This is a genomic window from Mesorhizobium sp. 131-3-5, assembly GCF_016756575.1.
GTDB lineage: Bacteria > Pseudomonadota > Alphaproteobacteria > Rhizobiales > Rhizobiaceae > Mesorhizobium > Mesorhizobium jarvisii.
Window position 1 is genome coordinate 4597258 of record NZ_AP023254.1, and the last position, 22806, is coordinate 4620063.

A 22806-nucleotide genomic window follows, 5' to 3' on the forward strand; every position below is an offset into this window, starting at 1 on the left:
AGAAGCCACAAAGGCAAGGGAGAACACTCGATGTCCGTCAAATCCGGGAATCCGCTTTCCATCCTGAAGCTGCATCTGCACGCCGCCTGCGTCGCCACGGCCCTGCTGCTTGGCGTGGGCAGCCTCGCTCAGGCCGCCGATCTCAACGCGCTGATCTGGTGCGACCATTCCGATCCGGCGCTGCTGCAGCCTTTCGAAGAGGCCAACAACGTCAAGGTCAACGTCAAGGAGTTCGAAGGCACCGGCGCTGGGCTGGCCATCGTCGAACAGTCGCAGCCCGGCGACTGGGACGTGATGGTAATCGATAGCATCGACGTGCCGCGCGGCGTCGAAAAGGGCCTGTTCGAGCCGCTGCCCGAGGACAAGCTGCCCTTCGCCGACCTCTTCCCGCAGGTGAAGATGGACGGCTCCACCGTGGTCGGCGGCAAGCGCTACGGCATCACCGAAAAGTTCGGCTACAACACGATCGGCTTCAACAAGACCAAGGTCGACCCGGCGGACATGCAGTCCCTGGCGTCGCTGACCAGCGACAAATACAAGGGCAAGGTCGCCATCTACGACTATTACCTGCCGGTCATCGGCATGGCGGCACTGGCCATCGGCAAGAAGACGGCCGAGCTGACCGAAGCCGACCTGCCCGCGCTCAAGGAAGAGCTGCTCAAGATGAAGGCCAACGCCAAGCTGGTCGGCGAGGTCACCGCCAGCCAGACGGCGCTTGCCACCGGCGAGGTCGACATACTGGTCGGCGGCGGCGAATGGGTGACGGCAGGGTTGGCCAAGGAGAACCCCGCGCTCGATTTCTCCATCCCCAAGGAGGGTGCGGTGCTGTGGTCGCAGTCGCTGGCCATGTTCAAGGATTCCAAGAACAAGGACATGGCGCTGAAATTCATCCAGTACATTATGAGTCCCGAAGGCCAGGCGCGCCTTGCCACCTCGTCCTGCTATTGGGGCATGCCGGCGAACACCAAGGCGGCGCTGACCGACGACCAGAAAAAGGTCCTGCGCTTCGATGAGCAGCCAGGCTTCCTCGCCCGTGCGCAAGCCTATCCGGCGCCGAACGGCGATCTCGACAAGAAGATGCAGGATATGTGGACCGAAATGCTGCAGGCGAAATGAGCTGATACCGTTCGTGAGCTCAACCGGAAACAGCGGGCGCGCCCTGCCCGGGACGGGACGCGCCCTTCCCTGGGCGCTGGTTACGCCTGCCCTCGGCTGGACGCTGCTGTTCTTCGTGCTGCCCTTCGTCGCCATGGGGTTTTCCAGCCTCACGGCGCATGAAGGCGGCGGCTTCACGCTTTCCAATTACAGCCAGTTCTTCACCAACCCATCCTACTGGCAGGCGATGGTGAACTCGCTGGAGGTGACGGCGATCGTCACCTTGCTCTCTGTGCTGCTCGCCTATCCCTTTGCCTGGATCCTCGCCGAACAGGTGCCGGAACGCTGGCAACGGCTGGCGCTGATGCTGGCCGTGCTGCCGTTCTGGACGTCCTATGTCGTGCGCTCCTATTCCTGGCTGCTGGTGCTGGCGCAGAACGGCGTCATCAACCGCGCGCTCACCGGTTCGGGCTTGATCACCGAGCCGCTGCAGCTCGCCAACACGCGGCTGGCCACCGTCACCGGCTTCGTGCACTTCTTCGTCATGCTGCTGACGCTGACCATCTTCGCCAACCTCAAGCAGCTCAGTCCGAGCTACCGCAAGGCGGCCGCCGATCTCGGCGCCGGGCCGGTGCGCACCTTCCTGCATGTCATCCTGCCGCTGACCTTGCCGGGCATCATGGTCGGCGCCTTCCTCACCTTCGTGCTGTGCATCGGCGACTACATCACGCCGCAGATCCTGGGCGGCAACAACGAGCTTTTGATGCCGCAGCTGGTGATGATGCAGATCGGCCGGCGCGGCGATTTTCCGCTGGCCTCGGCGCTGTCGATCATCCTGATGGCGGTGGTCACCATCGCCTATCTCGCCTGCGCGCGCTGGCTGAAGATCGAGCGGGCCTGAGATGCGTCAGGTCGTCCGCGTCGCGTCTTGGCTCTATGCGCTTGCTGTCTACGGCTTCATCTTCCTGCCGGTGGTGGTGCTGGTGCTGTTCTCGCTGCAAGCGACCTCGTTTCCGATCCCGCCCTTCACCGGCCCCTCGCTGCGCTGGTATGAGGCCGTGCTGTCCGATGTCAGGCTGACCTCGGCGCTGGTCAATTCTCTGCTGGTGGCGTCGATCTCCTCGGCCGCCGCCGTCACGCTCGGCTTTCTCTCCGCCTGGGGTTTCGCGCGCTTCGTGCTGCCCGGGTCCGGCCTGCTGCGCGGGCTGATCACGCTGCCGCTGACGGTCAGCTATCTCATCATCGGCATGGGCCTGCTGGTGCTTTTCAACTGGGCTGGTGTTCCGAAATCGCTGCTTGCCGCCGGCATCGGCCATGTCGTGATCAACCTGCCGCTGTGCTTTGCCATCATCTACAGCCAGATGGGCGATCACCAGATCAACATCGAGCGCGCGGCGCGCGATCTTGGCGCGCCGGAATGGAAGGTGCTGCTCTTGATCACCGTGCCGGTGATGGCGCCCGCCATCTTCGCAGGCTTCTTCCTGTCGATGACCTTCTCCTGGGACGAGTTCGTGATCTCCTTCCTGCTCACCCGCTTCGACACCACGCTGCCGGTGGAGATCTGGAACCTGCTGCGCTCGGGCCTCAATCCAAAAACCAACGCCGTCGGTTCGCTGGTCTTCGCCGTTTCCATCGTGCTGGTCGTGCTGTTCGAACTGACATTGTTGCGCCGGAGAAAGACATGACCGCGCCTCTGGTCGATATCCGCGCGGTCTCGCACCGTTTCGGGCAGCTGGCCGTGCTAAAAGATGTCTCGCTGCGGATCGAGCCCGGCAGCTACACCATCTTGCTTGGGCCGTCGGGCTCGGGCAAGACGACGCTGTTGTCCATCCTGGGCGGCTTCGTCACGCCCAGCGAAGGCAAGGTGTTCATCCGCGGCGAGGACTGCACCGCGGTGCCGCCGGCCAGGCGCCCGACGACGACCGTGTTCCAGGACTATGCGCTGTTTCCGCATATGAGCGTCGGCGGCAATGTCGGCTTCGGGTTGCGCATGCAGGGCGTCGACGGCGCGACACGCGCCGCAAAGGCGCGCGAGGCGCTGGCGCTGGTGGGGCTGGCCTCCGCCTTCGACAAGAAGCCGCACCAGCTCTCCGGCGGGCAAAGGCAGCGCGTGGCGCTGGCGCGGGCGCTGGTCATCGAGCCGGCGGTGCTGCTGCTGGACGAGCCGCTCGGCGCGCTTGATCTGAAACTGCGCCGGCAGATGCAGGACGAGCTGAAGGCGATCCAGAAGCGCGTCGGCACCGCCTTCGTCCACGTCACCCACGATCAGGAAGAAGCGATGGCGCTGGCCGACCATTGCGTGGTGATGAATGACGGCCGCATCGAGGACGAAGGGCCGCCCGAGCGCGTCTATGCCAGGCCGGCGACGCGTTTTTCGGCGACCTTCATGGGCGAAAGCACGATCCTTGCCGGCAAAGTCACGGAAGCCAAGGACAGGACAAGCACCGTCACGACGCCGGCCGGCCCGGTTTTGGTGCGCGGCGCCTTGCCTGTGGGTTCGGCCGTCGCATTGGCCATCCGGCCGGAGCATCTCATGCTCGGCGGGACCGCCGGCACCGCAAGCCTCGGCATGGCGAAAGTGAACGATGTCGTCTTCCAGGGCAGTTTCAAACGCGTGCTTGCCGTCTCCGTCGAAGACGCCTCGCTGCAATTCATCGCCAAGCTGCCGGCAACAGCCACCGTCCAATCCGGCGACACGCTTGCCGTTTCGTGCGATACCGACCAGATCATCGTTTTGGCGGACTGAAATGGGATCCCTTCCGGTCATCGGCGCACCAGACTGGTACGAGACCATCCGTATGGCCGACGGCGTCACGCTGATCCACGAGCCGTGGATCAAGCCGTTCTTCCGCTGCAACATCTGGCATGTGCGCGGCCGCGACCGCGACCTTCTGTTCGACACCGGTCTCGGCCATTTCAGCCTGCGCACACATGTGCCGCTGGTGAGCGAGCGCAAGCTGACCTGCGTCGCCAGCCATACGCATTTCGACCATATTGGCTGCCATCACGAATTTCCCGACCGCTGCGTGCACCGGGCCGAAGCAGAAATCCTCGCCGATCCGCGCAACGAATGGACCGTGGCTGACCGCTATGCGACCGACGATATGTTCGATGGACTGCCGCAAGGCTGGGAGTCGTCCCGCTACCGGATCGTGCCCGCCCCGGCTGACCGCCTGCTCGGCCATGGCGATGTCATCGATCTCGGCGACCGCACCTTCGAGGTGATCCACACACCGGGCCATTCACCCGGCGGCATAGCACTCTACGAGAAGAAGACCGGCATGCTGTTGTCCGGCGACATCATCTATGACGGCCCGCTGATCGACGACGTCTACCATTCGGATATGTCGGACTATGTCGAGACACTGCTCGCCATGCGCGATCTCGACGTCTCGATCGTGCATGGCGGCCATTTCCCGAGTTTCGGCAAGGTGCGCTACCGCCAGCTGATCGACGAGTACCTGGCGCAGAAACGCCAGGCCGGCTGCCACCTGCGGCAGCGCCCCTGAGAACAGCTACGGCATCAATTCAAAATGCCGCGGAAATGCCTGATGCAGCAGGAGCAGCATGGTCTTGCGCAGCACATTGGTGTCGCGGCTCGAAGGGTTCAGATGGTCCCAGTACCATGCGCCGTGAACCAGATAATTCAGGCTCTCCGACAAGGTGTTGATGTCGACACCGGTATACCCTGCGCCGCGCGAAATCTCGATCAGCAGTTCGCGCGCTTCGGCGGTGTAGGCGAGATCGCTCGGCAGGCCGATCTCGTTGTAGATCTGCATGCTCTTGCGGTCGCTTGAGAACACGACAAAGACCGACACCCATTTGGGATGCTGCCGGGCGAAACGCTGCGCACAATCGACGGCGCCCAGCAGCCTTTCGACCGGCGACAGGCCGGGCGCCCGCACCAGGCTGATCCACAGCGCGTCATACTGATCGCTGAGATACTGAAGCACGGCGCGGAACAGGTTTTCCTTGCTGCGGAAATGAAAGACGACCAGCGCATTGGACGAGCCGACATGTTCGGCGATACGCTGCATGGTGAGGCTTGCCAGGCCCTCCTCCGCGATGAGATCGATCGTGGCGTCGATGATGCGCTGTACGCTGGCTTCGCCGCGCTCGCGTCGGCGGTCCTTGGGCGGCGCGGCATCGTTTGCCGCGCCCTTGGTCGTCGCGAGCTTGCGTTTCTCCGGCTTTGCGGTTGCCTTGCGTTGCGCCATTTTCGTCAGGCCTTTCGGACCCACGGCGGAATATCCCGCCGCACAGATTGCCTTGCCATGTGCCACGCCGGCTGATCCCGAAAATCGCTCAGAGCGACGGGCGTGTCCCGGTGTTCCCATACCATTGCCCCCGAGCCGTTTCATAGGCCAGTCCGGCCCGGAAGACATCGGCGTCGCTATAGGTGCGGCCGACGATCTGGATGCCTGTCGGCACGCCGCTGGCGGCGTGGCCCGACGGTATGGAGAGAACAGGGCAACGGCTCAGCATGTTGAACGGCGTCGTCATCACCCAGCCCAGCGAGGGGTTCACCTCCCTGCCGTTGATCTCCACCCTGTCCCTGGTCTGGTCGAACTCCGCCGGTACCGCGGGCAGCGCGTTTGTCGGGCAGATCAGCACATTATAGGTCTCCAGCAGCGGGCCGAGTGTCTGGTACATCCTCGCCGCCACGTCCAGTGTCGCTACGAAGTCGGTGGCCTTGGACTTTTGCCCTTCCTCGGCAAAGCGCCGGGCATAGCTGGTCATGTCGCTGGCGTGCTCCGCAAGCAGTTGCGACAGCGACGCGCCGAACAGGTGTTCGAGATAGGCCATTCCGGCCTTGAGCACCCCGCCGTCCCAGCCAAGATCGACTTCCTCGACCGTGGCGCCCAGCGAGCGGAACACATCGCAGGCGGCGAGCGTGTTCTTGCGCACGTCGGGGTCGACCTCGAAGGAGCCGAGATCCATGGAGAAGGCTATTCTCCAGCCTTTGATCGGCTTGTAGTCGAGCGGCAGGCGCAGCTTGGGACGCAGCGTGGCGATGTCGAGCGGGCTCGGTCCCGCCATGACGTTCTGCAGCAGGATGGCATCCCCGACGTTTCGCGCGAGCGGCCCCGTGTGGCAGTAGAAATCGAGGTTGAAGGGCGGCTCGTCGGGATTGCGGCCGTAAGGCGGCTTGTAGCCGACGAGACCGCAGGCCGAGGCCGGAATGCGGATCGATCCGGCAATATCCGAACCGGTGGCGATCGATGATGTTCCCGAAGCGAGCGTTGCCGCAGCACCACCCGACGAACCGCCCGGCGTAAAATCGCGATTCCATGGATTGCGGGTGACGCCCCACCGCTTCGACCAGGTGTAACCCGCGCAGCTGAATTCCGGCGTCGCCGTGCGGGCATGCACGATGCCGCCGGCCTTCATGATGCGCTCGTTCATTGTCGAGGTGTGGCCGCTTACGGCATCCCTGGACAGCAGCGAGCCGTGCGAGGTCGGCTTGCCCTTGATGTAGCTCTCATCCTTGATGCCGATCGGGAGGCCTTCCAGCGCGCCGGTCCTGGCGCCCCTGGCGTATTTCGCCTCGGCCCTGGCGGCCAGCTTCATCGCCTCTTCGAAATGCGTGAAGGTGAAGCAGTTGATCGCCGATCTGGTGGCTTCGGCGCGGCGAATGGTGGCCTGCATCAATTCGACGGGCGAGAGTCTCTTCGCCTTGAACAGCCGCAGCGCCTCATGGGCCGGCATGTAGCAGAGGTCGAGATCGGACATCGGAAATCTCCTGCGATCGCGAGACCGCACCTGGCATGGAGGGTGTCGGACCGCACGCTGCGGCCCGGTGACTGTGGTTGGGTTGGTCCGGCGACGCTATTTCTGGAGGTCGGTCCAGATCTTCGTATAGAGCCCCTGCACATCCGATGGACAGGCCGGCATGAACTGGCCCTTGGCGGCAAATTCAGCCGGAACGTCCACTTCCGGCGCCGTCTTCATGTCGTCCGGCATGAAAGCCTCGGAGCCCTTGATGCCGTTGGCGTAGCGGGCGAAAGCCGAGATCATCGCGGCATTCTTCGGATCCATGATGAAATTCTGGAACAGCTTGGCGTTCTCGACATTCTTGGCGTCCTTGAGCACGGCGACATTGTCCATCCAGATCGGAAAACCTTCCTTGGGATAGCCGTAGACGATCTTGTCGTTCTGCAGCCGCTGGCGCAGCGAAATGCCGTTCCAGTTGACGCCGGCGGCAATGTCGCCCCTGCCCAGGCCGTCGACGGCCGCGTAGTCGAGCGAGAGCCATTTCGCCTTGGCCTCGACCAGCTTGTCGTGCACCTTCTTCAGTACCTGCATATCGTTGGTGCAATATTTGCCGCCCTCATAGGCGATGGCGAGGAACATGATGTCCCCCATTTCGGGCACGACATTGATCTTGCCGACAAGCTCCGGCGGCGGGTCGAGGAAAATCGCCGAGGTGTTCGGGTCGCCGGAATACACCGACTTGTTCACCGAAATGCCTGTCGTGCCCCACTGCCACGGAACAGTGTATTTGCGGCCCGGATCGAAGGGAACGTCGACCCATCGCGGATCGACGTTCTTGAAATTCTCCATCTTGTTGGGTTCGGTCTCCAGGAGCAGGCCTTCGCTGATCCAGACCGGCACGACGCTGGCCGACGGCACGACGATGTCATAGCCGGACGCACCCTGGCGAACCTTGGCCAATGCGGTGTCGTTGGAATCATAGTCGGTGACGGTGACCTTGACCTTGTAGGTCTCCTCGAACTTCTTGATGAGGTCAGGGCTGGTGTAGTTGCCCCAATTGTAGATGTTGAGTTCGCCATCGGCGCGGGCAACGCCGGTTGCGGCGAGCAGCGACAGCCCGACGGCCGCCGCGGTCAGTTTCCAGTTCATGCTAGTGCTCCCATTGTTGGGACCGGCCGCGTCGCCGCCTCGGTCCGTCTCCTGCTGATGAACAAGCCTGGCTGTGCCCTTCGGCCCAAGGCGGGCCGGCTGGCTGTCAAAATATTCCCCTTTTCGCGGCCATTCACCGGCGGAATGCCAGCTGGCCGACTTGGTCGTCTGCGTTACGATTATTTATAACTAACTATACAGTCAATATCTTTTCGCGGACATTGCCGCGGCTGGCCCGGTTGTCCTGGACAACGCAGCAAGCTGAGACCGGAATGGCAGGCGGCACGGGTATCTCTTTCGCGCTCGGTATGACCGCCCAGAATTTCGGCTTTTCAGGCGCTTGCCGCCGATCTGTCCTCAGTCACAATCCGTCGCCGGTACCACTCGAAGGTGCGCCGGATCCCTTCCTGATAGCCGGTCGTCGCCTCCCATCCGGGAAGAACCTGCCTTACCAGGGTCAAGTCCGGGCAGCGGTTTGTCGGATCCTGCGGAATTGGCGCACGGTGTTCGATGCGGCTGCCTGGAACAAGCGAGCAGACGAATTTCGCGATACCGAGAACCGAGACCTCGCGATTGTTGCCGATGTTCAGGGGTCCTCGGTATGCGATGCTGTCGCGCCAAAAGAAACGTTCCAGGCCATCGACGATATCGTCCACATACCCCCAACTGCGCGATTGGGAGCCGTCGCCATGGACGGTCAGGATTCCCGTGGTCAGGGCTTGGCAGACAAAATTCGAAACGGCGCGGCCGTCATCGATGCGCGTTCGCGGCCCATAGGTGTTGAACAGCCTGACGACGCGCACATCGAGCCCGCTGACGCGTTGCTCTTCGAAAAGCAGCGCCTCGGTGCAGCGCTTGCTCTCGTCATAGGAGGCCCGTGGCCCGGTGCAGTCCACGGATCCCCGGTAGCTCTCCGGTTGCGGCGACATCAGGGGATCGCCATAGACTTCCGAGGTCGAGGCGAAGCAGAAGCGACCGCCGGGCCTGAGCAGCGACAGAAGATTGAGCGCGCCGCCTATATTGGCTTTGATCGTGCGCGCCGGCTCGCGCATGTACCATACGGGCGAAGCCGGTGACGCCAGATGGATGATCTCATCGAAATGCTGGCTGGTCGTGAAGCTTTCGGCATCGGCAATCCGCAAGCTGAGCCGCGGGTCCGAGACATGGGCAATGTTGTCGCGCGATCCGGTCCACAGATTGTCGACGATGACCAGCGTTTCCAGATCCTCACGCAGCAGCAGACGATCGACAAGATGGGAGCCGAGAAAGCCGCAGCCACCAGAAACCAACACGCTGTGCGGCATGCGCGCTCCCCTTCAGAAACACGGCCGGTCAACGCGCCGCAACGCTTGTTTCCCAAAACGACGGGAACAGGATCCTATCCGGATAGGACACGCCTTCTACCAGTGCTTTCGTCGATGCCGCAATTGCAACGATCAAACTTGCGCCAGCCAGGGCTCCGGTCGCCCAAGCATGAAACTGTCGCTCGGGATCGGCCGAGCGTCGGCGGTATCTACAGACGAATGGCGTATTCCGGCGACCTACAGTGCCCGTTGCGGGCAAGGCATTCCGGCGGCATCGCCGCAGCGCGACGCTGTCGGCAGCGGTCTCATGCTCATATTTTCCGACTGGCGCACAAGCTCGGCGAAGACCAGGGCGAAGCTACCCAGCATGACAAAGACGATGATCAGGCGTGCTACCGGCAATATGTCGGCCTCGTCTGGCTGGTGCGTGTCCCCGGAGGAGGCATGCGCACAAAACAAAACTGCCGCAACGTCCTTTTGGCATCCCAAAGGATACAGCGGTGCTGCGGGCGCCCCCACGCCATTCATGCCGGCTAACATGATCGTTCCGCTTTTACGAGACTTTAAGCCCCGCCTTAACCATCACATTCGCTCGTGCCCTGTCATGAAGCGCGATCCGTAGGTTAGGCCGATGCCCGCGCGGCATGCCTAGCGTGCCGGCACAACGGCTCTCTTTGCAGACCTGCCCACCCCGTGCTACCCCGGCGCGGATGCGGCCAGACTGCCGCCGCCAATCGGTCGCGATCGGGGAGCCATGAGCACAGCCGCCAACAGCATCGCCTTCGTCTCGTCCGACACAGCAGACGCCAAGGCGGCGCTGGAAAGTCTGTCCGTGCGCTATGGCCAGTGTTCGGTCGCCGAGGCCGCGGTTGTGGTGGCCCTGGGCGGCGACGGCTTTCTGCTGCAGACCTTGCGCGACACGATGGGAACGGGAAAGAAGGTCTACGGCATGAACCGTGGCACCATCGGGTTCCTGATGAATGAGTACCGTTCCGGAGGGCTCACCGAGCGCATCGCGGCCGCGGTCGCCGAAACCATCCGGCCGCTGGAAATGCTGGCCGTCACCTCGGAAGGCGAAACCGTCTCGGCGCTGGCGATCAACGAGGTTGCGCTGTGGCGCCAATCCTACCAGACGGCCAAGATCCGCATCAGCGTCGATGACCAAATACGGCTCGAGGAACTCAGCTGCGATGGCGTCATGATCGCGACGCCGGCCGGATCCACCGCCTACAATCTTTCAGCGCATGGCCCGATTCTGCCGCTCGACGCGCCGCTCCTGGCACTGACGCCGGTCAGCCCGTTTCGCCCGCGCCGCTGGCGTGGCGCATTGCTCTCCAACAAGGCGACCGTGCGCTTCGATATTCTGGAGCCGGAAAAGCGGCCGGTAAACGCCGCGGCGGACCATACGGAGGTCAAGGCGGTGACCTCGGTAACGGTGCGGGAGTCGCCGGCGGCGACTGCAACCTTGCTGTTCGACCCCAATCACTCCTGGAACGAGCGCATCCTTGCTGAGCAGTTCCGTTACTGAGCCGACACAGAGACAAGCGGCCGGATTAAGCATCGCGATTAAGGTTACAGCTTCACAATCGCGCCAATCCCGCCCGTTTCTGTTGACAAATCGCGGACTTGCGCCTAATCGCAATGCCAATCTTGCAAGCGCGTGGCGCTTGCCGCGACGAATAACGTTGCGCCTCCCCGAACCAGCCAAAGACAACAACACTTGTCCTCAGACACCACGATCGCTCAAGAAGCGTTGACCTTTTCAGACCTCGGCCTGTCGCCGAAGGTGCTTTCCGCAGTTACCGATGCCGGCTACACGCAGCCGACACCGATCCAGGCCGGTGCCATCCCGCACGCCTTGCTCGGCAAGGACGTGCTGGGCATAGCCCAGACCGGCACCGGCAAGACAGCCTCCTTCGTGCTGCCGATGCTGACCCGGCTGGAAAAGGGCCGCGCCCGCGCCCGCATGCCGCGCACGCTGATTCTCGAACCGACGCGCGAGCTTGCCGCGCAGGTCGAGGAAAACTTCGTCAAATACGGCAAGAACCACAAGCTCAACATCGCGCTTCTGATCGGCGGCGTGTCGTTCGACGAGCAGGACAAGAAGCTGGAGCGCGGCGCCGACGTGCTGATCGCGACGCCTGGCCGCCTGCTCGACCATCGCGAGCGCGGCAAGCTTCTGCTCAACGGCGTCGAGATCCTCGTCATCGACGAGGCCGACCGGATGCTCGACATGGGCTTCATTCCCGATATCGAGCGCATTTGCGAGATGATCCCGTTCACCCGGCAGACGCTGTTCTTCTCGGCGACCATGCCGCCGGAAATCACCAAGCTGACCGAAAAGTTTCTGCACGCGCCGGTGCGCGTCGAAGTTTCGAAGGCCGCGTCGGCCGCCACCAACATCATCCAGCGGCTGGTCAAATCAGGATCGAAGCCTTGGGACAAGCGCGAGACGTTGCGCAACCTCATCAAGGCCGAAGACGCTGAGTTGAAGAACGCCATCATCTTCTGCAACCGCAAGGTCGAAGTGTCGGAGCTGTTCCGCTCGCTGCTGAAGCATGATTTCGATGCCGGCGCCCTGCATGGCGACATGGACCAGCGCGCCCGCATGCAGATGTTGGCCAATTTCCGTGATGGCAAGCTGCGCTACCTCGTGGCATCGGACGTCGCCGCGCGCGGCCTCGACATCCCCGATGTCAGCCATGTCTTCAACTACGATGTGCCGATCCATGCCGAGGACTATGTCCACCGCATCGGCCGTACCGGCCGTGCCGGTCGCTCCGGCAAGTCCTTCACCATCGCGACGAAGTCCGACACCAAATACATCGACGCCATCGAACGGCTGATCGGCAACAAGATCGAATGGCATGACGGTGACCTGTCGACGGTCGTGGCCAGCGAAGGCGGTGAGGACGATGCTCCGCGCCGTGGCAAAGGCGCGCCGCGTCGCGCCGGCCGCAAGGACGACGATCGCAAGGACAGAGGCGAGCGCAAGAAGGGCGGCGAACGCCGTGCCAGACACACCGGGGAAGACGCCTCGACCGTGGTCGCACAGCAAGAACAGCCCGATGTGGCTGCGACGGCCGTCGCCGATATCGGCGAGCGGCGCGCACGCAAGGAGGCGATCCGTTCGGAAAACACCGAACGCAAATCCTCCGATCGCAACGAACAGCGGGCACCGGAACGCGGTGACACCAGGCCGCAGCGAGACAACAGTCGTCCTGCCCGCCATCGCCACCAGGAAGACAACGACACCACCGTTGGCTTCGGCGACGACATGCCGGCCTTCATGCGCATCGTCGCCAAGGTCTGACTGGGCCAAGCTTGAAATAGCCGCCAAGTGATCGGCAAACGATCACTTGGCCAATTGGCACGTCTTTCGGATATCATCGCGAAGATCGGCAAGGCCGTTGCCTAACAAGGCAGGCAAGATGTGCGGGAACCTTCCTGCATAGGGCACGAGAAATCGAAGATCTATACCTGCCTGCTGAAAGGCATCGCGTGAATAAAGGCTACGTCCGCCTGGAGCATTGATGTAGCGCTGGCCGCCAAGTGCCTGAACGATGGCGATCACGCCGGCTTGTGCACGCAAGGCAGGATCGATGCCGAGGCGGGAGCTGCGTACGACATCCGGTCTGAGCTGAAGCGCATCGGCCGTTAGCCGAAGACCCTCCTCGAGAAAATCTGTCACGTCGCCAAGGGCCCCGGTCAGGTGGCCGTTGATCTGCTCTGCCGCTGTCGTCCGCGCTCGACGCGAACCGCTGGTACAGCAACAACGGTCCGCTGAATCAGCGCTTCCAGGAAGGTCTCAGGGCTCGCATCGCCGTGGGTCATGTCGTGTGCCTGGCAAACGCAACGCTGGGGTTGGCCCTGGCGCTGATGGCGCAGAAACCGGCAAAGGGCAGTCTCTGCATGATGCCGTCCTGGACCTTCGCCGCCAGCGCACACGCGGCGGTCCTCGCAGGGCTCGTTCCCTGGCTTGTCGACGTCGACCTCGACACCCAGCAATTGTTGCCAGAGGCGGCGATACAACTCCTCAGGCAGGCTCCTGGCAAGGTCGGTGCCGTCATGCCGGTTATGCCGTTCGGCGGCCCGATGGATGCCGCGAACTGGGACCGGTTCAAGAGCGATACCGGTCTTGCCGTGGCAATTGACGCGGCCGCGGCCTTCGACTCGCTGACGCCATCGCGGGTTCCGGCAGTCGTCAGCCTGCATGCCACCAAGGCACTCGGCGTTGGCGAAGGCTGCTTCATTGCGTCCGACGACGGCGCTCTGATCGACGAAATTGTGAAGAAGGCCAATTTTGGTTTTGCAAATTCGCGCGAGGCGGCATCGCCGGCGTTGAATGGCAAGCTCAGTGAGTATGGCGCGGCCGTCGGCCTCGCCGCACTGGACGGTTGGACACTTACACGTGCCGCCTACCAGCGTGTTGCCAGAGGCTATTGCCGCTCGCTTGCTTCGACTTCCGGGGTGAACGTGCAGGATGGATTTGGCGAACGCTGGATATCCTCCACCGTTACCGTTGGCCTGCCGTCGGATTCGATGGAAACGGCACTCAATGTGCTGACGCAAGCCCGAATTGGTGTCCGTCGATGGTGGGGCGGCGGCCTGCATCGGCACACAGCCTTCGAACATTTTCCCAAAGTACCGCTGCCGGTCACCGAGACGCTTGTTGCGACTCAACTGGGCCTGCCTTGCTGGACAGATCTTTCGGATGAAGCAATCTCGCGTATCTGCTCCATTCTCACCGACGCGATGACAGCGGGCTGACGCAATATCTTAAGTGGGCTCACAACACAAAAACGGCCCCACGCGAGGGGCCGTTTTGTGGCCGGACAGATAGTTGGCGACCGCCAGCGCATGGCGCTGCGACAGATCGAAATTGTGCCGGTCGCTGTTGTTCGAATCGGCATGGCCGAACACGTCGACGGTCGTCCGGCGGAACTTCTTCAGGACCGACGCAACGGAATTCAGGGCCGACATGTATTGGCTTGGCCGGCCGCTACATCGGCCCAGGCATCATCTTGGTCGGCTTCTCCAGCATCGGAAAATCGGCCTTGCTGCATTTCACGTTCGGGTTCGTCGGACTGAACATGCCGTTCGGATTGTCCCTGAACAGCCAGGCGTGAAGATCGTAGTGGACGAACTCCCTCGGGATGAGCGGATAGTGTCCTTCCATCGGACCCATGAATTTCTGGCCAAACAGTGTGGGGACTTCCTTGACGTTCGGTGTCAACGGCACCAGCCACTCCACGCCGACCAACTTCAGGCCTTTCTTGGTCGGCTCGTAGATCAGCACGTTGGGCTTCATCGGGTCGAGCTTCTGGCCGACGCTTGGGACGTTGACGAAATGGACGCCCATGGCGCCTTTCGGGTAATCCATCGAGCCCGGTATCTTTTCCCCACTGTAGAAGACGCAGCCGACCGTCGACAGATAGAGGTCGCGGACAGCTGCGGTATAGTCTTCATACTTGGCCAATGATTTCTTCAAGGCTTCGATGTCGGCCTTGTTGGCGTCCTCGGCCTGAGCCGTGGCGAGCCCCAACCACAGACCCGCAATACTGGTCAAAGCGAGGACGCCGCAGCGCCCGAGGCAGGTTGTTCTTGTCATGCATTCCTCCCAGATATTTCATCTGGCCGTGCAAGACCGAGGCGGGAAAATGCTTGTTACGCGGCCAGTTGTACCGCCTCATCCCCTCTGGAACAGCGATGATGCTATTCCTTTCCGTGACTGTAGGAAAGCAGTTATTTAGCTGTTGCTAATTCTTAAGCGCGACAGCTGCAGGGTGCGATGGCCGCTCAAACAAAAACGGCCCCGCATTGGGGCCGTTTTCACATTCGTTGCGGTACAGATCGTCAGGTGAGCGGCGACAATTGGATCTCGACGCGACGGTTCTGCTCGCGGCCGGCGGCCGTCGCGTTGGATGCGATCGGCCGCGTCTTGCCGAAGCCGGTGACGGCGAAGCGGCGCTGATCGACGCCCTGACCGGACAGATAGTTGGCAACCGCCAGTGCGCGGCGCTGCGACAGATCGAAATTGTGCTGGTCGCCGCCGGTCGAATCGGTATGACCGAAAACATCGACCGTGGTCTGCTTGAATTTCTTCAGCACCAGCGCAACCGAGTTCAGCACCGGATAGAAGCCTGGCTTCACCGCATCCTGATCGACATTGAAGGTGATGTCCGACGGCATATTGAGGATGATCTGGTCACCACTGCGAGTGACGCTGACACCGGTACCCTCGAGCTGCCGGCGCAGTTCAGCTTCGTTCTGATCCATGGTGGCGCCGATGGCGCCGCCGGCCAGCGCACCGATGCCGGCGCCGATCAGCGCGTTGCGGCGGTCATTGCCGCCGGCAAGCAGACCGAGGCTGGCACCTGCCAGGGCACCGAGACCAGCACCTGCGGCCGTGTTGGAAATCTTCTGGTCGCCCGTATACGGATCCGTGGTGGTGCAGGCACTCACGAGCAAGGCCGTCGCCACGGCGACGAGCACGGTCTTCTTCATAGATGGTCCCTCTCCAAGTCGCGCCTTTTTCGACGGCGCCAAATCAGCCCTTCGCGCGACTTGTACCATGAATTGCGGCGAAAAGCGGAACGGGAAAAGCACCCGCGACGGCTTTTCCGGGGATCAGTTACCAGAGATTCTTGCCGTCAATGACCACCACTTCCACCTTGTCGAGATTGAAGTCGTCGAACAGCCGCGAGTTGACGCTGATCTTCGGATTGTCGAAATCCGGCTCGCCGGTCGACCAATCCGGCGTCTCGGTGAACGTGCCGCAGCCGCAGTTGGCGCAAAAACCATGTTTCACGGTTTTCGAGCCCCACTCATAGAAGGAGACGTTTTTCAGAGGCGTGATGAGCTTGAACTGCGAGGGGGTATAATAGGCCCAGAGCGAGCCACGTTTCGAGCAGAACGAGCAGGTGCATTGCGTCACCGTTTCCGGTGCCTCTGAAACCTCGAATGTCGTCGCCTTGCAGTGACAGCTTCCCTTGATGGTCATCAACATCACCTCTCCATTGTCCGCCGCCCATGCGGCAGGGCACCATAAAGAAGCGATCCTGACAACTGTCTGTCAGCAGGCTCTACCCCTGAACAGCAGGCCGCGAACTCAGTAGGACGATGGCGGCACGAACAGGCAGATCGTCTTGCCGGCATCAAGCCCGGCCTCATGCGCGCACCAATGGTATTCGCCGTCCGGCGAATTCTTGATGCGCCTGTCGCTGTAGGCCAGCACCTCCCCGGTGTCCTTGATTACATAGCCTTCCGGACGCTCGCTGATCGAGGTCTGCGACACCTCGTGGCAGTCGTAATTCGCGCAGCAAGCGAACGGATAACTCCAGCCTTGCGGCTTGGCCGCGGTCGGCTTGGCGTCGTGCGCCATGGCCGACGCCGACAGGAGCGCGATCACACACGCCGCGCAAAGGGGAAGGACAAGCTGGCCAACCGACGGAACGGCGATCGCCGATCTGGAACTGGCAGCAAACATGGCAACGCTCCTTTCAAACGAGGTTTCAAGCGTTTCGCTTGCCCGTTCCCGGAACGTGTCTTCCCAGCGGCCAATCGTCAGCAGATATGCCGCGACCGGCCATAAATGCTTTTGTCTCCTCCTGCCGCAAATGGTGAGCCGAAATGTGAGTCGGTGCAAGAAATTGCTGCGTGGAGGCTGCGCCCGTTGCTGGCCGCCCAAGGCCGCAAACGTGCCCTCCATGACCACGGCAGGTTGCCGTGAGCAATGGACCGCTTGGTCCCCAAGAAAGTGCGAGCGGGTGCTATGGTCTAGTGGCGGACGGTGCTAGTCCAGATCCGCCACGGCCTCGCCTGCGCCGCCTTCGATGCGTTGCGACAGCGAGGCTTCCATGAAATCGTCGAGGTCGCCATCGAGCACGCTCGACGGGCTGGTGCTTTCGACGCCGGTGCGCAGATCCTTGACCAGCTGGTAGGGCTGCAGCACGTAGGAACGGATCTGGTGGCCCCAGCCGATGTCGCTCTTCGAGGCTTCGGTGGCGTTGGCGATGGCCTCACGCTTCTTCAGCTCTTCCTCGTAGAGGCGCGAGCGCAGCATCTCCCAGGCCTTCGCCTTGTTCTTGTGCTGCGAACGCTCGGCTTGGCAGGCGACCGCGATGCCGGTGGCGATATGGGTGATGCGCACGGCCGAATCGGTGGTGTTGACGTGCTGGCCGCCGGAACCCGACGAGCGATAGGTGTCGATGCGTACGTCGGATTCGGAAACATCGATCTCGATCGTGTCGTCGATAACGGGATAAACCCAGACGCTGGCGAAGGAGGTATGCCGGCGCGCATTGCTGTCATAGGGCGAAATGCGCACCAGGCGATGGACACCGGATTCGGTCTTCATCCAGCCATAGGCATTGTGGCCCTTGATCAGCAATGTGGCGGACTTGATGCCGGCCTCTTCGCCGTCATGCACTTCCAGCACCTCGACCTTGAAGCGGCGGCGTTCGGCCCAGCGCGTGTACATGCGCAAGAGCATCGAGGCCCAGTCCTGGCTTTCAGTGCCGCCGGCGCCAGCATGGATTTCGAGATAGGTGTCGTTGGCGTCGGCTTCACCCGACAGCAGCGTTTCGACCTGGCGGGCCTTAGCCTCGCCCTGCATCGAACGGATCGCCGCTTCGGCCTCGGCGATGACGCCTTCGTCACCCTCTTCCTCGCCGAGCTCGATCAGGCCGATATTGTCTTCCAGCGCCTGGGTCAGGCCCTTGACCGCCGCAATGCCTTCCTCGAGGCCCTGGCGCTCGCGCATCAGCTTCTGCGCTTCCAGCGGTTCGTTCCAGAGGCTGGCGTCCTCGGCCCGCACATTGAGGTATTCAAGCCGCTTTATGGCCTGGTCCCAGTCAAAGATGCCTCCTCAGCAGGGTGATCGCCTGCCTGATCTCGTCGACAATATTCTGCGTTTCCGCGCGCATGGCCTGGTATTTTGTCCTGTTGCTGAAGTGACACTTCGGTCGGCGCGATACATAGGGACGGCGCCGCCATGTGTAAAGCGAAATGGGCCGGCCCCAAGGCCAGCCCAGCGATCCGCATCCGGCCCCGTCAGTAGAGCCCGCCGCCGCCGTCCTGGATGGCCTGGTTGGCCTGCGGCGACAGTGCGCCGCCCGACGCGTTGGAGCCGTCGGCGCCCATGCCGATCACCCAATAGCTGTCGGCGGGACCGGTGCCCGGCTTGAAGGCCTCGATGATGGTGCCGGGATCGCCCGACGCGGCACGCATGCCGGTCTTGCGATTGATGGCGATCAGATTCATGCCGTCCGGAACCTTGAAGTCGACATTGGGCGTGCCGTCCAGCGCCACGCGCATGAAATCCTTGAAGATCGGAGCGGCGAGACCACCACCGGTGGCGCCGTGGCCAAGGCCGCGCGGCGTGTCGTAGCCCATGTAGAGGCCGACCACGAGGTTCGGCGTGAAACCGATGAACCAGGCGTCCTTTTCGTCGTTGGTGGTGCCGGTCTTGCCGGCAATGTGGCGGCCGAGTTCGCCGATAGTGGCGCCGGTGCCGCGCTGGACCACGCCTTCCATCATCGAGGTGATCTGGTAGGCGGTCATCGGATCGAGCACCTGCTCGGAATTGTCGACCAGTTCCGGCTCCGGCTGGTTCTTCCATTCGCTCGCGTTGCAGCCTTCGCAGCCACGCTCATCCTGCTTGAATACTGTCTTGCCGTAGCGGTCCTGGATGCGGTCAATGAGCGAGGGTTTGATCGACTTGCCGCCATTGGCCATGATCGAATAGGCCGAAACCATGCGCATGACGGTGGTCTCGCCGGAGCCCAGCGCCATCGGCAGATACGGCGCCAGATGATCGTAGACGCCGAAGCGCTCGGCATATTCGACGACCAGCTTCATACCCATGTCGTTGGCAAGCCGCACTGTCATCAAATTGCGCGACTTCTCGATGCCGGAGCGCAGGGTTGCCGGCCCGGCGACGGTGCCGTCATAGTTCTTGGGCGTCCAGGTCGTGTTGCCGCTCTGTATGGTGATCGGTCCGTCCATGATCACCGAGGCCGGCGTATAGCCATTGTCGAGCGCCGCCGAATAGACGATGGGCTTGAACGAGGAGCCCGGCTGACGCATCGCCTGGGTGGCGCGGTTGAATTCGGACTGCGCATAGGAGAAACCGCCGACCATGGCCAGCACACGGCCGGTGTGCGGATCCATGGCGATCAGGCCGCCTTCCACCTCGGGAACCTGGCGCAGGCTGTAGGTGTTGTCGGAGCCTTCGTTCTTCTGCACGAAGATGACGTCGCCGGGCTTGAGCACGTCGGCCGGCGACTTGGCCTTGACCGTCTTGCCGTCGACCATATGGCGCATGGCAAAGCCCATGTCGTCCTTGCTGACGGTGCCTTCGACGCGTTCCTTGACGATGTCGCCCGACGCCTGGCGCGCGGGCTGCAGGCCAATCGAGAGGCCTGATGCGGAGGAGTCGAGCACGACGGCCAGCGACCATTCAGGGACGTCTTCCAATCCCTTGACGGCGCCCAGCGGGACGCCCCAGTCGCCGGACACGTCGATTGACGTCACCGGCCCGCGATAGCCACGCAGCGTATCGTACTTGATCAAGCCGTTCTGCATCGCCTTGCGGGCGATGAGCTGGACTTTCGGATCAAGCGTGGTGCGGACGGACAGGCCGCCTTCGTAGAGCGCGTTCTCGCCGTAACGGGCGATGATCTGGCGGCGCACCTCTTCGGTGAAGTATTCGCCGGCGAACAGATAGGTGCCGGTACGGCGCGGCGTCACGCCGAGCGGCTCGGCCTTGGCCTTGTTGCCTTCCTCACGCGTGACGTAGCCATTTTCGACCATCTGGTCGATGACCCAGTTGCGGCGCTCGATCGCTCGATCGGCATGCTTGAAGGGATGGTAGTTGTTGGGGCCTTTCGGCAGCGACGCCAGGTAGGCGGCCTCGGCCACGGTCAGTTCGTTCACCGACTTGTCGAAATAGGTAAGCGCTGCGCCGGCGACACCATAGGCGCCGAAACCGAAGAAGATTTCGTTGAGGTAGAGCTCGAGGATACGATCCTTGGGATAGGCCTGCTCGATGCGGAAGGCCAGGATCATTTCCTTGATCTTGCGCTCGTAGGTCTGGTCCGCGGTCAACAGGAAGTTCTTGGCCACCTGCTGGGTGATCGTCGAGGCGCCGACCTGGCGCCTGCCCGACCCGAAATTCTGCAAGTTGACGATGATGGCGCGGCCAAGGCCGGTCACGTCGATGCCGGGGTGGTTGTAGAAGTTCTTGTCTTCCGCCGACAGGAAGGCCGCCTTGACGCGATCCGGGATAGCCTGGATCGGCAAATACAAGCGCCGCTCGCGCGCGTATTCGGCCATCAGCGAGCCATCCGAGGCGTGGATGCGCGTGGTCACCGGCGGCTCGTATTTGGCCAGCACCTCGTAGTCGGGCAGATCCTTCGACAGATGGCTGATGTAAATGGCAACGCCCGCCGCGACCAGAAGGGCCAGCGTCGTGCCGATGCCGAAGAAATAGCCAATGAGACGAATCATACCCGCTCCAGTCCTTGGTTCGGGAATTTCCTAAACGAAGCCGCCTTCCACGCAAGCTTTCGAGCCGGTCCCAATCCGTATTCGAAAACCCATGTCGCCACCATGTGGACAAAATACGGCAAGGCCTGATTTCGTGACCGCCCGCCGCAAATAAAGGCACCGGGTGTTGTCATCCAGCAACGCCGCCTCTGGTTGCAGGCGCCGCAAGGCATGTCAACCTCCGGTTCCAGCCCCGGCCTTGGCGGACGCGAACAGCGCAACGGCGTTGGTGATGCTTTGTGCGGCCTTGCCGCGCCATTCCGCGTTAAGCAGTTGCGCCTCGTCCTTGGCATTCGAGAGATAGCCGAGTTCGACCAGCACGGATGGCACGTCCGGCGCTTTCAATACCTTAAAGCCCGCGGAACGCTGCGGATTGTTGATGAGACCGACGCTGGTCGACAGCTGGCCGACCAATGTGTGTGCGAAACTCATCGAGAAGGTGTGTGTCTCACGGCGGATCAGGTCGATCAGGATATCGGTCACTTCCTTGTTATCGTCCTTGATGACCATACCGGCGAACTGATCGGAGAGATTTTCTCGGTCGGCGAGCGCCTGCGCCTCGGGATCCGACGCCTTGTCGGAGACGGTATAGACGGTGGCGCCGCGGATGCCCTTGACGCTGATCGTGTCGGCATGGATCGAAATCAGCAGATCGGCCTCATGTTGGCGGGCAATGCGCACGCGGTCGTCCAGACGCAGATATTCATCGGTGTCGCGGGTCATGAAGACATCATATTTGCCGATGGCCGCGAGCTTGTCGCGCAGTTCCGTGGCGAAGGCCAGCGTGACGTTCTTCTCGATGGTGCCGTTCAGACCCTCGGCGCCGCCGTCGACGCCGCCATGGCCGGGATCGATGACGACCGTGAAGCGGTGGCCGGGATTGGAGACCGGCCCGGTGCCAACCCGCCCGCCCTTGTCGGTCGAAACCGTCGAGCCGGTGGTCAGTGCCTGGTTGGCAAGGGCGGCGTCGAACTCCCGTTCGGAGGCCGCCGACATGTCGACGGCAATGCGGTAGCCGGTTCCGTCCTCATTCTTGAGCACATCCAGCTTGTCGACGGCGAACGGCCCCTTGCCGGTAAGGATCAGCCGCGAGACACCGTCGCCGAGTGCGCCCAGGCGCACGCCCTTGACCAGGCCGCGTGGCTTCAAATCCTTGGCGTCGATGGCCAGCCTGGTATTCGGCAGGTCGATGACCAGACGATTGGGTCCGCGCAGCAGGAACCATTTGATATCAGGCTCGCGATCGAAATCCATGACGATGCGCATCTTGGTGGCATCGCCCGCCATCTTGTAGCCCTTTGCCACCAGCGGCGCATCGGCGGCGTCGGCAACGGAAAAAAAGGCCTGGGAAATCACCACCAGCAGCGACAGACATAGAGCGGCAAGAATCCGGCCGCCAACACGACATCCCTTGTCTGTGAAGTCCGCCAGTCCCATCTCTCTTCCAGTCGCTCCCGGTTTGGCGCCAGGCGCCCGCTCGTTTCGTCGAAGTGCCGGTTAGGCCGCGAACTCGATTAACGATTGGTATCCAGAGAAGGTTAACCAAGCCTTTTCACGCAAGGATTGGACCCCAGGCTTACGTTACGGAACTGCTTTTTGCCGGCATCGGAAATCGGGGTTGCCTTCCAACCCGCCAAATCATAAAAGCGATAGTGGATCACTGCAATCCTGGAACCGCCCTCCTCCGCAGCTTCCTGCTACAGGGTCAGATGAAAGGCGGCTCCTTTCGCTTCACGCGAAAAGGCTTCAGGTGATTGCGACGAATTTCGCAGGTGTGCTCCCGTGGCGGGGGAATCACCTGCGTGAGGAAAACGGCCGGGTTTGTCCCCGTGCCGGCTCTGTATGAGCAAACAAGCTGGTCCGGTTTCCGGGCTTTGGTTCAAAAGGTTCCGCTGGTGACGATGGCTTCAAGCGCAATCATGGAAAGGTCCGCATCAAACCGCGCCAGTATGGCAGCGGGCGGCACCGCCATGACACGCAGGCACCGTCCGGC

General features: G+C 62.3%; 21 protein-coding genes and 1 pseudogene. 8 read left to right on the top strand and 14 right to left on the bottom strand.

What is annotated here, in order from left to right:
* The first annotated feature begins 30 nt into the window (after positions 1 to 30).
* The 5 genes from JG747_RS22405 to JG747_RS22425 are packed head-to-tail and all read left to right on the top strand — an operon-like array spanning position 31 to position 4604.
* A complete protein-coding gene (locus tag JG747_RS22405) occupies positions 31 to 1116 on the top strand; it encodes a polyamine ABC transporter substrate-binding protein (protein WP_202360043.1) in 1086 nt (361 codons plus the stop codon).
* A 13-nt stretch (positions 1117 to 1129) separates the two neighbouring features.
* Complete coding sequence (locus JG747_RS22410; RefSeq protein ID WP_069092051.1) at positions 1130 to 1996, top strand: ABC transporter permease; 867 nt, start codon at positions 1130 to 1132, stop codon at positions 1994 to 1996.
* A 1-nt stretch (position 1997) separates the two neighbouring features.
* Complete coding sequence (locus JG747_RS22415) at positions 1998 to 2780, top strand: ABC transporter permease (RefSeq protein ID WP_069092050.1); 783 nt, start codon at positions 1998 to 2000, stop codon at positions 2778 to 2780.
* Entirely contained in the window at positions 2777 to 3841 is a 1065-nt protein-coding gene (locus JG747_RS22420; protein ID WP_202360044.1) for an ABC transporter ATP-binding protein, read from the top strand. Before JG747_RS22415 ends, JG747_RS22420 begins: the two co-directional genes overlap by 4 nt.
* A 1-nt stretch (position 3842) precedes the next feature.
* Positions 3843 to 4604, top strand: coding sequence for an MBL fold metallo-hydrolase (locus tag JG747_RS22425; RefSeq protein WP_202360045.1), 762 nt, complete (start codon positions 3843 to 3845; stop codon positions 4602 to 4604).
* A gap of 6 nt (positions 4605 to 4610) precedes the next feature.
* Here JG747_RS22425 and JG747_RS22430 read toward each other — a convergent pair whose 3' ends face one another.
* From JG747_RS22430 to JG747_RS22450, 5 genes are all read right to left on the bottom strand, one after another.
* Positions 4611 to 5312 (bottom strand): TetR/AcrR family transcriptional regulator, encoded by a 702-nt coding sequence (locus JG747_RS22430; protein ID WP_202360046.1) that lies wholly within the window; start codon positions 5310 to 5312, stop codon positions 4611 to 4613.
* 88 nt (positions 5313 to 5400) lie between these two features.
* Positions 5401 to 6828, bottom strand: a complete 1428-nt coding sequence (locus JG747_RS22435) for an amidase (RefSeq protein ID WP_202360047.1) — start codon at positions 6826 to 6828, stop codon at positions 5401 to 5403.
* 96 nt (positions 6829 to 6924) lie between these two features.
* Entirely contained in the window at positions 6925 to 7959 is a 1035-nt protein-coding gene (locus tag JG747_RS22440; RefSeq protein WP_202360048.1) for an extracellular solute-binding protein, read from the bottom strand.
* 332 nt (positions 7960 to 8291) lie between these two features.
* A complete protein-coding gene (locus JG747_RS22445; RefSeq protein ID WP_019857930.1) occupies positions 8292 to 9263 on the bottom strand; it encodes an NAD-dependent epimerase/dehydratase family protein in 972 nt (323 codons plus the stop codon).
* 237 nt (positions 9264 to 9500) lie between these two features.
* Entirely contained in the window at positions 9501 to 9803 is a 303-nt protein-coding gene (locus JG747_RS22450) for a hypothetical protein (RefSeq protein ID WP_019857929.1), read from the bottom strand.
* A gap of 214 nt (positions 9804 to 10017) precedes the next feature.
* On the opposite strand from JG747_RS22450, the gene JG747_RS22455 reads away from it, so the two are divergent.
* Together JG747_RS22455 and JG747_RS22460 are read left to right on the top strand one after the other, a co-directional pair.
* A complete protein-coding gene (locus JG747_RS22455; RefSeq protein WP_027046801.1) occupies positions 10018 to 10791 on the top strand; it encodes an NAD kinase in 774 nt (257 codons plus the stop codon).
* A 192-nt stretch (positions 10792 to 10983) separates the two neighbouring features.
* Positions 10984 to 12576 (top strand): DEAD/DEAH box helicase, encoded by a 1593-nt coding sequence (locus JG747_RS22460; protein ID WP_038646580.1) that lies wholly within the window; start codon positions 10984 to 10986, stop codon positions 12574 to 12576.
* A 42-nt stretch (positions 12577 to 12618) separates the two neighbouring features.
* On the opposite strand, the gene JG747_RS22465 is transcribed toward JG747_RS22460, so the two are convergent.
* Entirely contained in the window at positions 12619 to 12954 is a 336-nt protein-coding gene (locus tag JG747_RS22465; RefSeq protein WP_202360049.1) for a WbqC family protein, read from the bottom strand.
* Between the two features lie 92 nt (positions 12955 to 13046).
* Between JG747_RS22465 and JG747_RS22470 the strand changes: the two genes are divergently transcribed.
* Positions 13047 to 14033, top strand: a complete 987-nt coding sequence (locus JG747_RS22470) for a DegT/DnrJ/EryC1/StrS family aminotransferase (protein WP_236952411.1) — start codon at positions 13047 to 13049, stop codon at positions 14031 to 14033.
* 60 nt (positions 14034 to 14093) lie between these two features.
* On the opposite strand, the pseudogene JG747_RS22475 reads toward JG747_RS22470, so the two are convergent.
* The 8 genes and pseudogenes from JG747_RS22475 to JG747_RS22510 all read right to left on the bottom strand — a co-directional run.
* Positions 14094 to 14249 (bottom strand): annotated as a pseudogene (locus JG747_RS22475) (OmpA family protein); the annotation flags it as partial.
* 16 nt (positions 14250 to 14265) lie between these two features.
* The gene (locus tag JG747_RS22480; protein ID WP_027046797.1) at positions 14266 to 14874 is read right to left on the bottom strand and encodes a hypothetical protein; all 609 of its coding nucleotides are present in this window, start codon (positions 14872 to 14874) and stop codon (positions 14266 to 14268) included.
* A gap of 245 nt (positions 14875 to 15119) precedes the next feature.
* Complete coding sequence (locus JG747_RS22485; protein ID WP_010909222.1) at positions 15120 to 15770, bottom strand: OmpA family protein; 651 nt, start codon at positions 15768 to 15770, stop codon at positions 15120 to 15122.
* Between the two features lie 127 nt (positions 15771 to 15897).
* Entirely contained in the window at positions 15898 to 16266 is a 369-nt protein-coding gene (locus JG747_RS22490; RefSeq protein ID WP_032933394.1) for a GFA family protein, read from the bottom strand.
* A 108-nt stretch (positions 16267 to 16374) separates the two neighbouring features.
* Positions 16375 to 16752 carry a hypothetical protein gene (locus JG747_RS22495; protein WP_032921071.1) on the bottom strand — a complete coding sequence of 126 codons (378 nt, stop codon included), beginning with the start codon at positions 16750 to 16752 and terminating at the stop codon, positions 16375 to 16377.
* Between the two features lie 306 nt (positions 16753 to 17058).
* Positions 17059 to 18190 (bottom strand): peptide chain release factor 2 gene (gene prfB / locus JG747_RS22500; RefSeq protein WP_141700923.1). Its coding sequence is split into 2 segments (ribosomal slippage): positions 17059 to 18123 and positions 18125 to 18190, totalling 1131 coding nucleotides; the frame shifts between segments, so codons are not numbered across the junction.
* Between the two features lie 127 nt (positions 18191 to 18317).
* Positions 18318 to 20774 (bottom strand): penicillin-binding protein 1A, encoded by a 2457-nt coding sequence (locus JG747_RS22505; RefSeq protein WP_064982845.1) that lies wholly within the window; start codon positions 20772 to 20774, stop codon positions 18318 to 18320.
* Positions 20775 to 20987: 213 nt separating this feature from the next.
* Positions 20988 to 22250: an N-acetylmuramoyl-L-alanine amidase gene (locus JG747_RS22510; RefSeq protein ID WP_202360050.1), complete on the bottom strand. Its 1263-nt coding sequence runs from the start codon at positions 22248 to 22250 to the stop codon at positions 20988 to 20990.
* Positions 22251 to 22806: the final 556 nt, after the last annotated feature.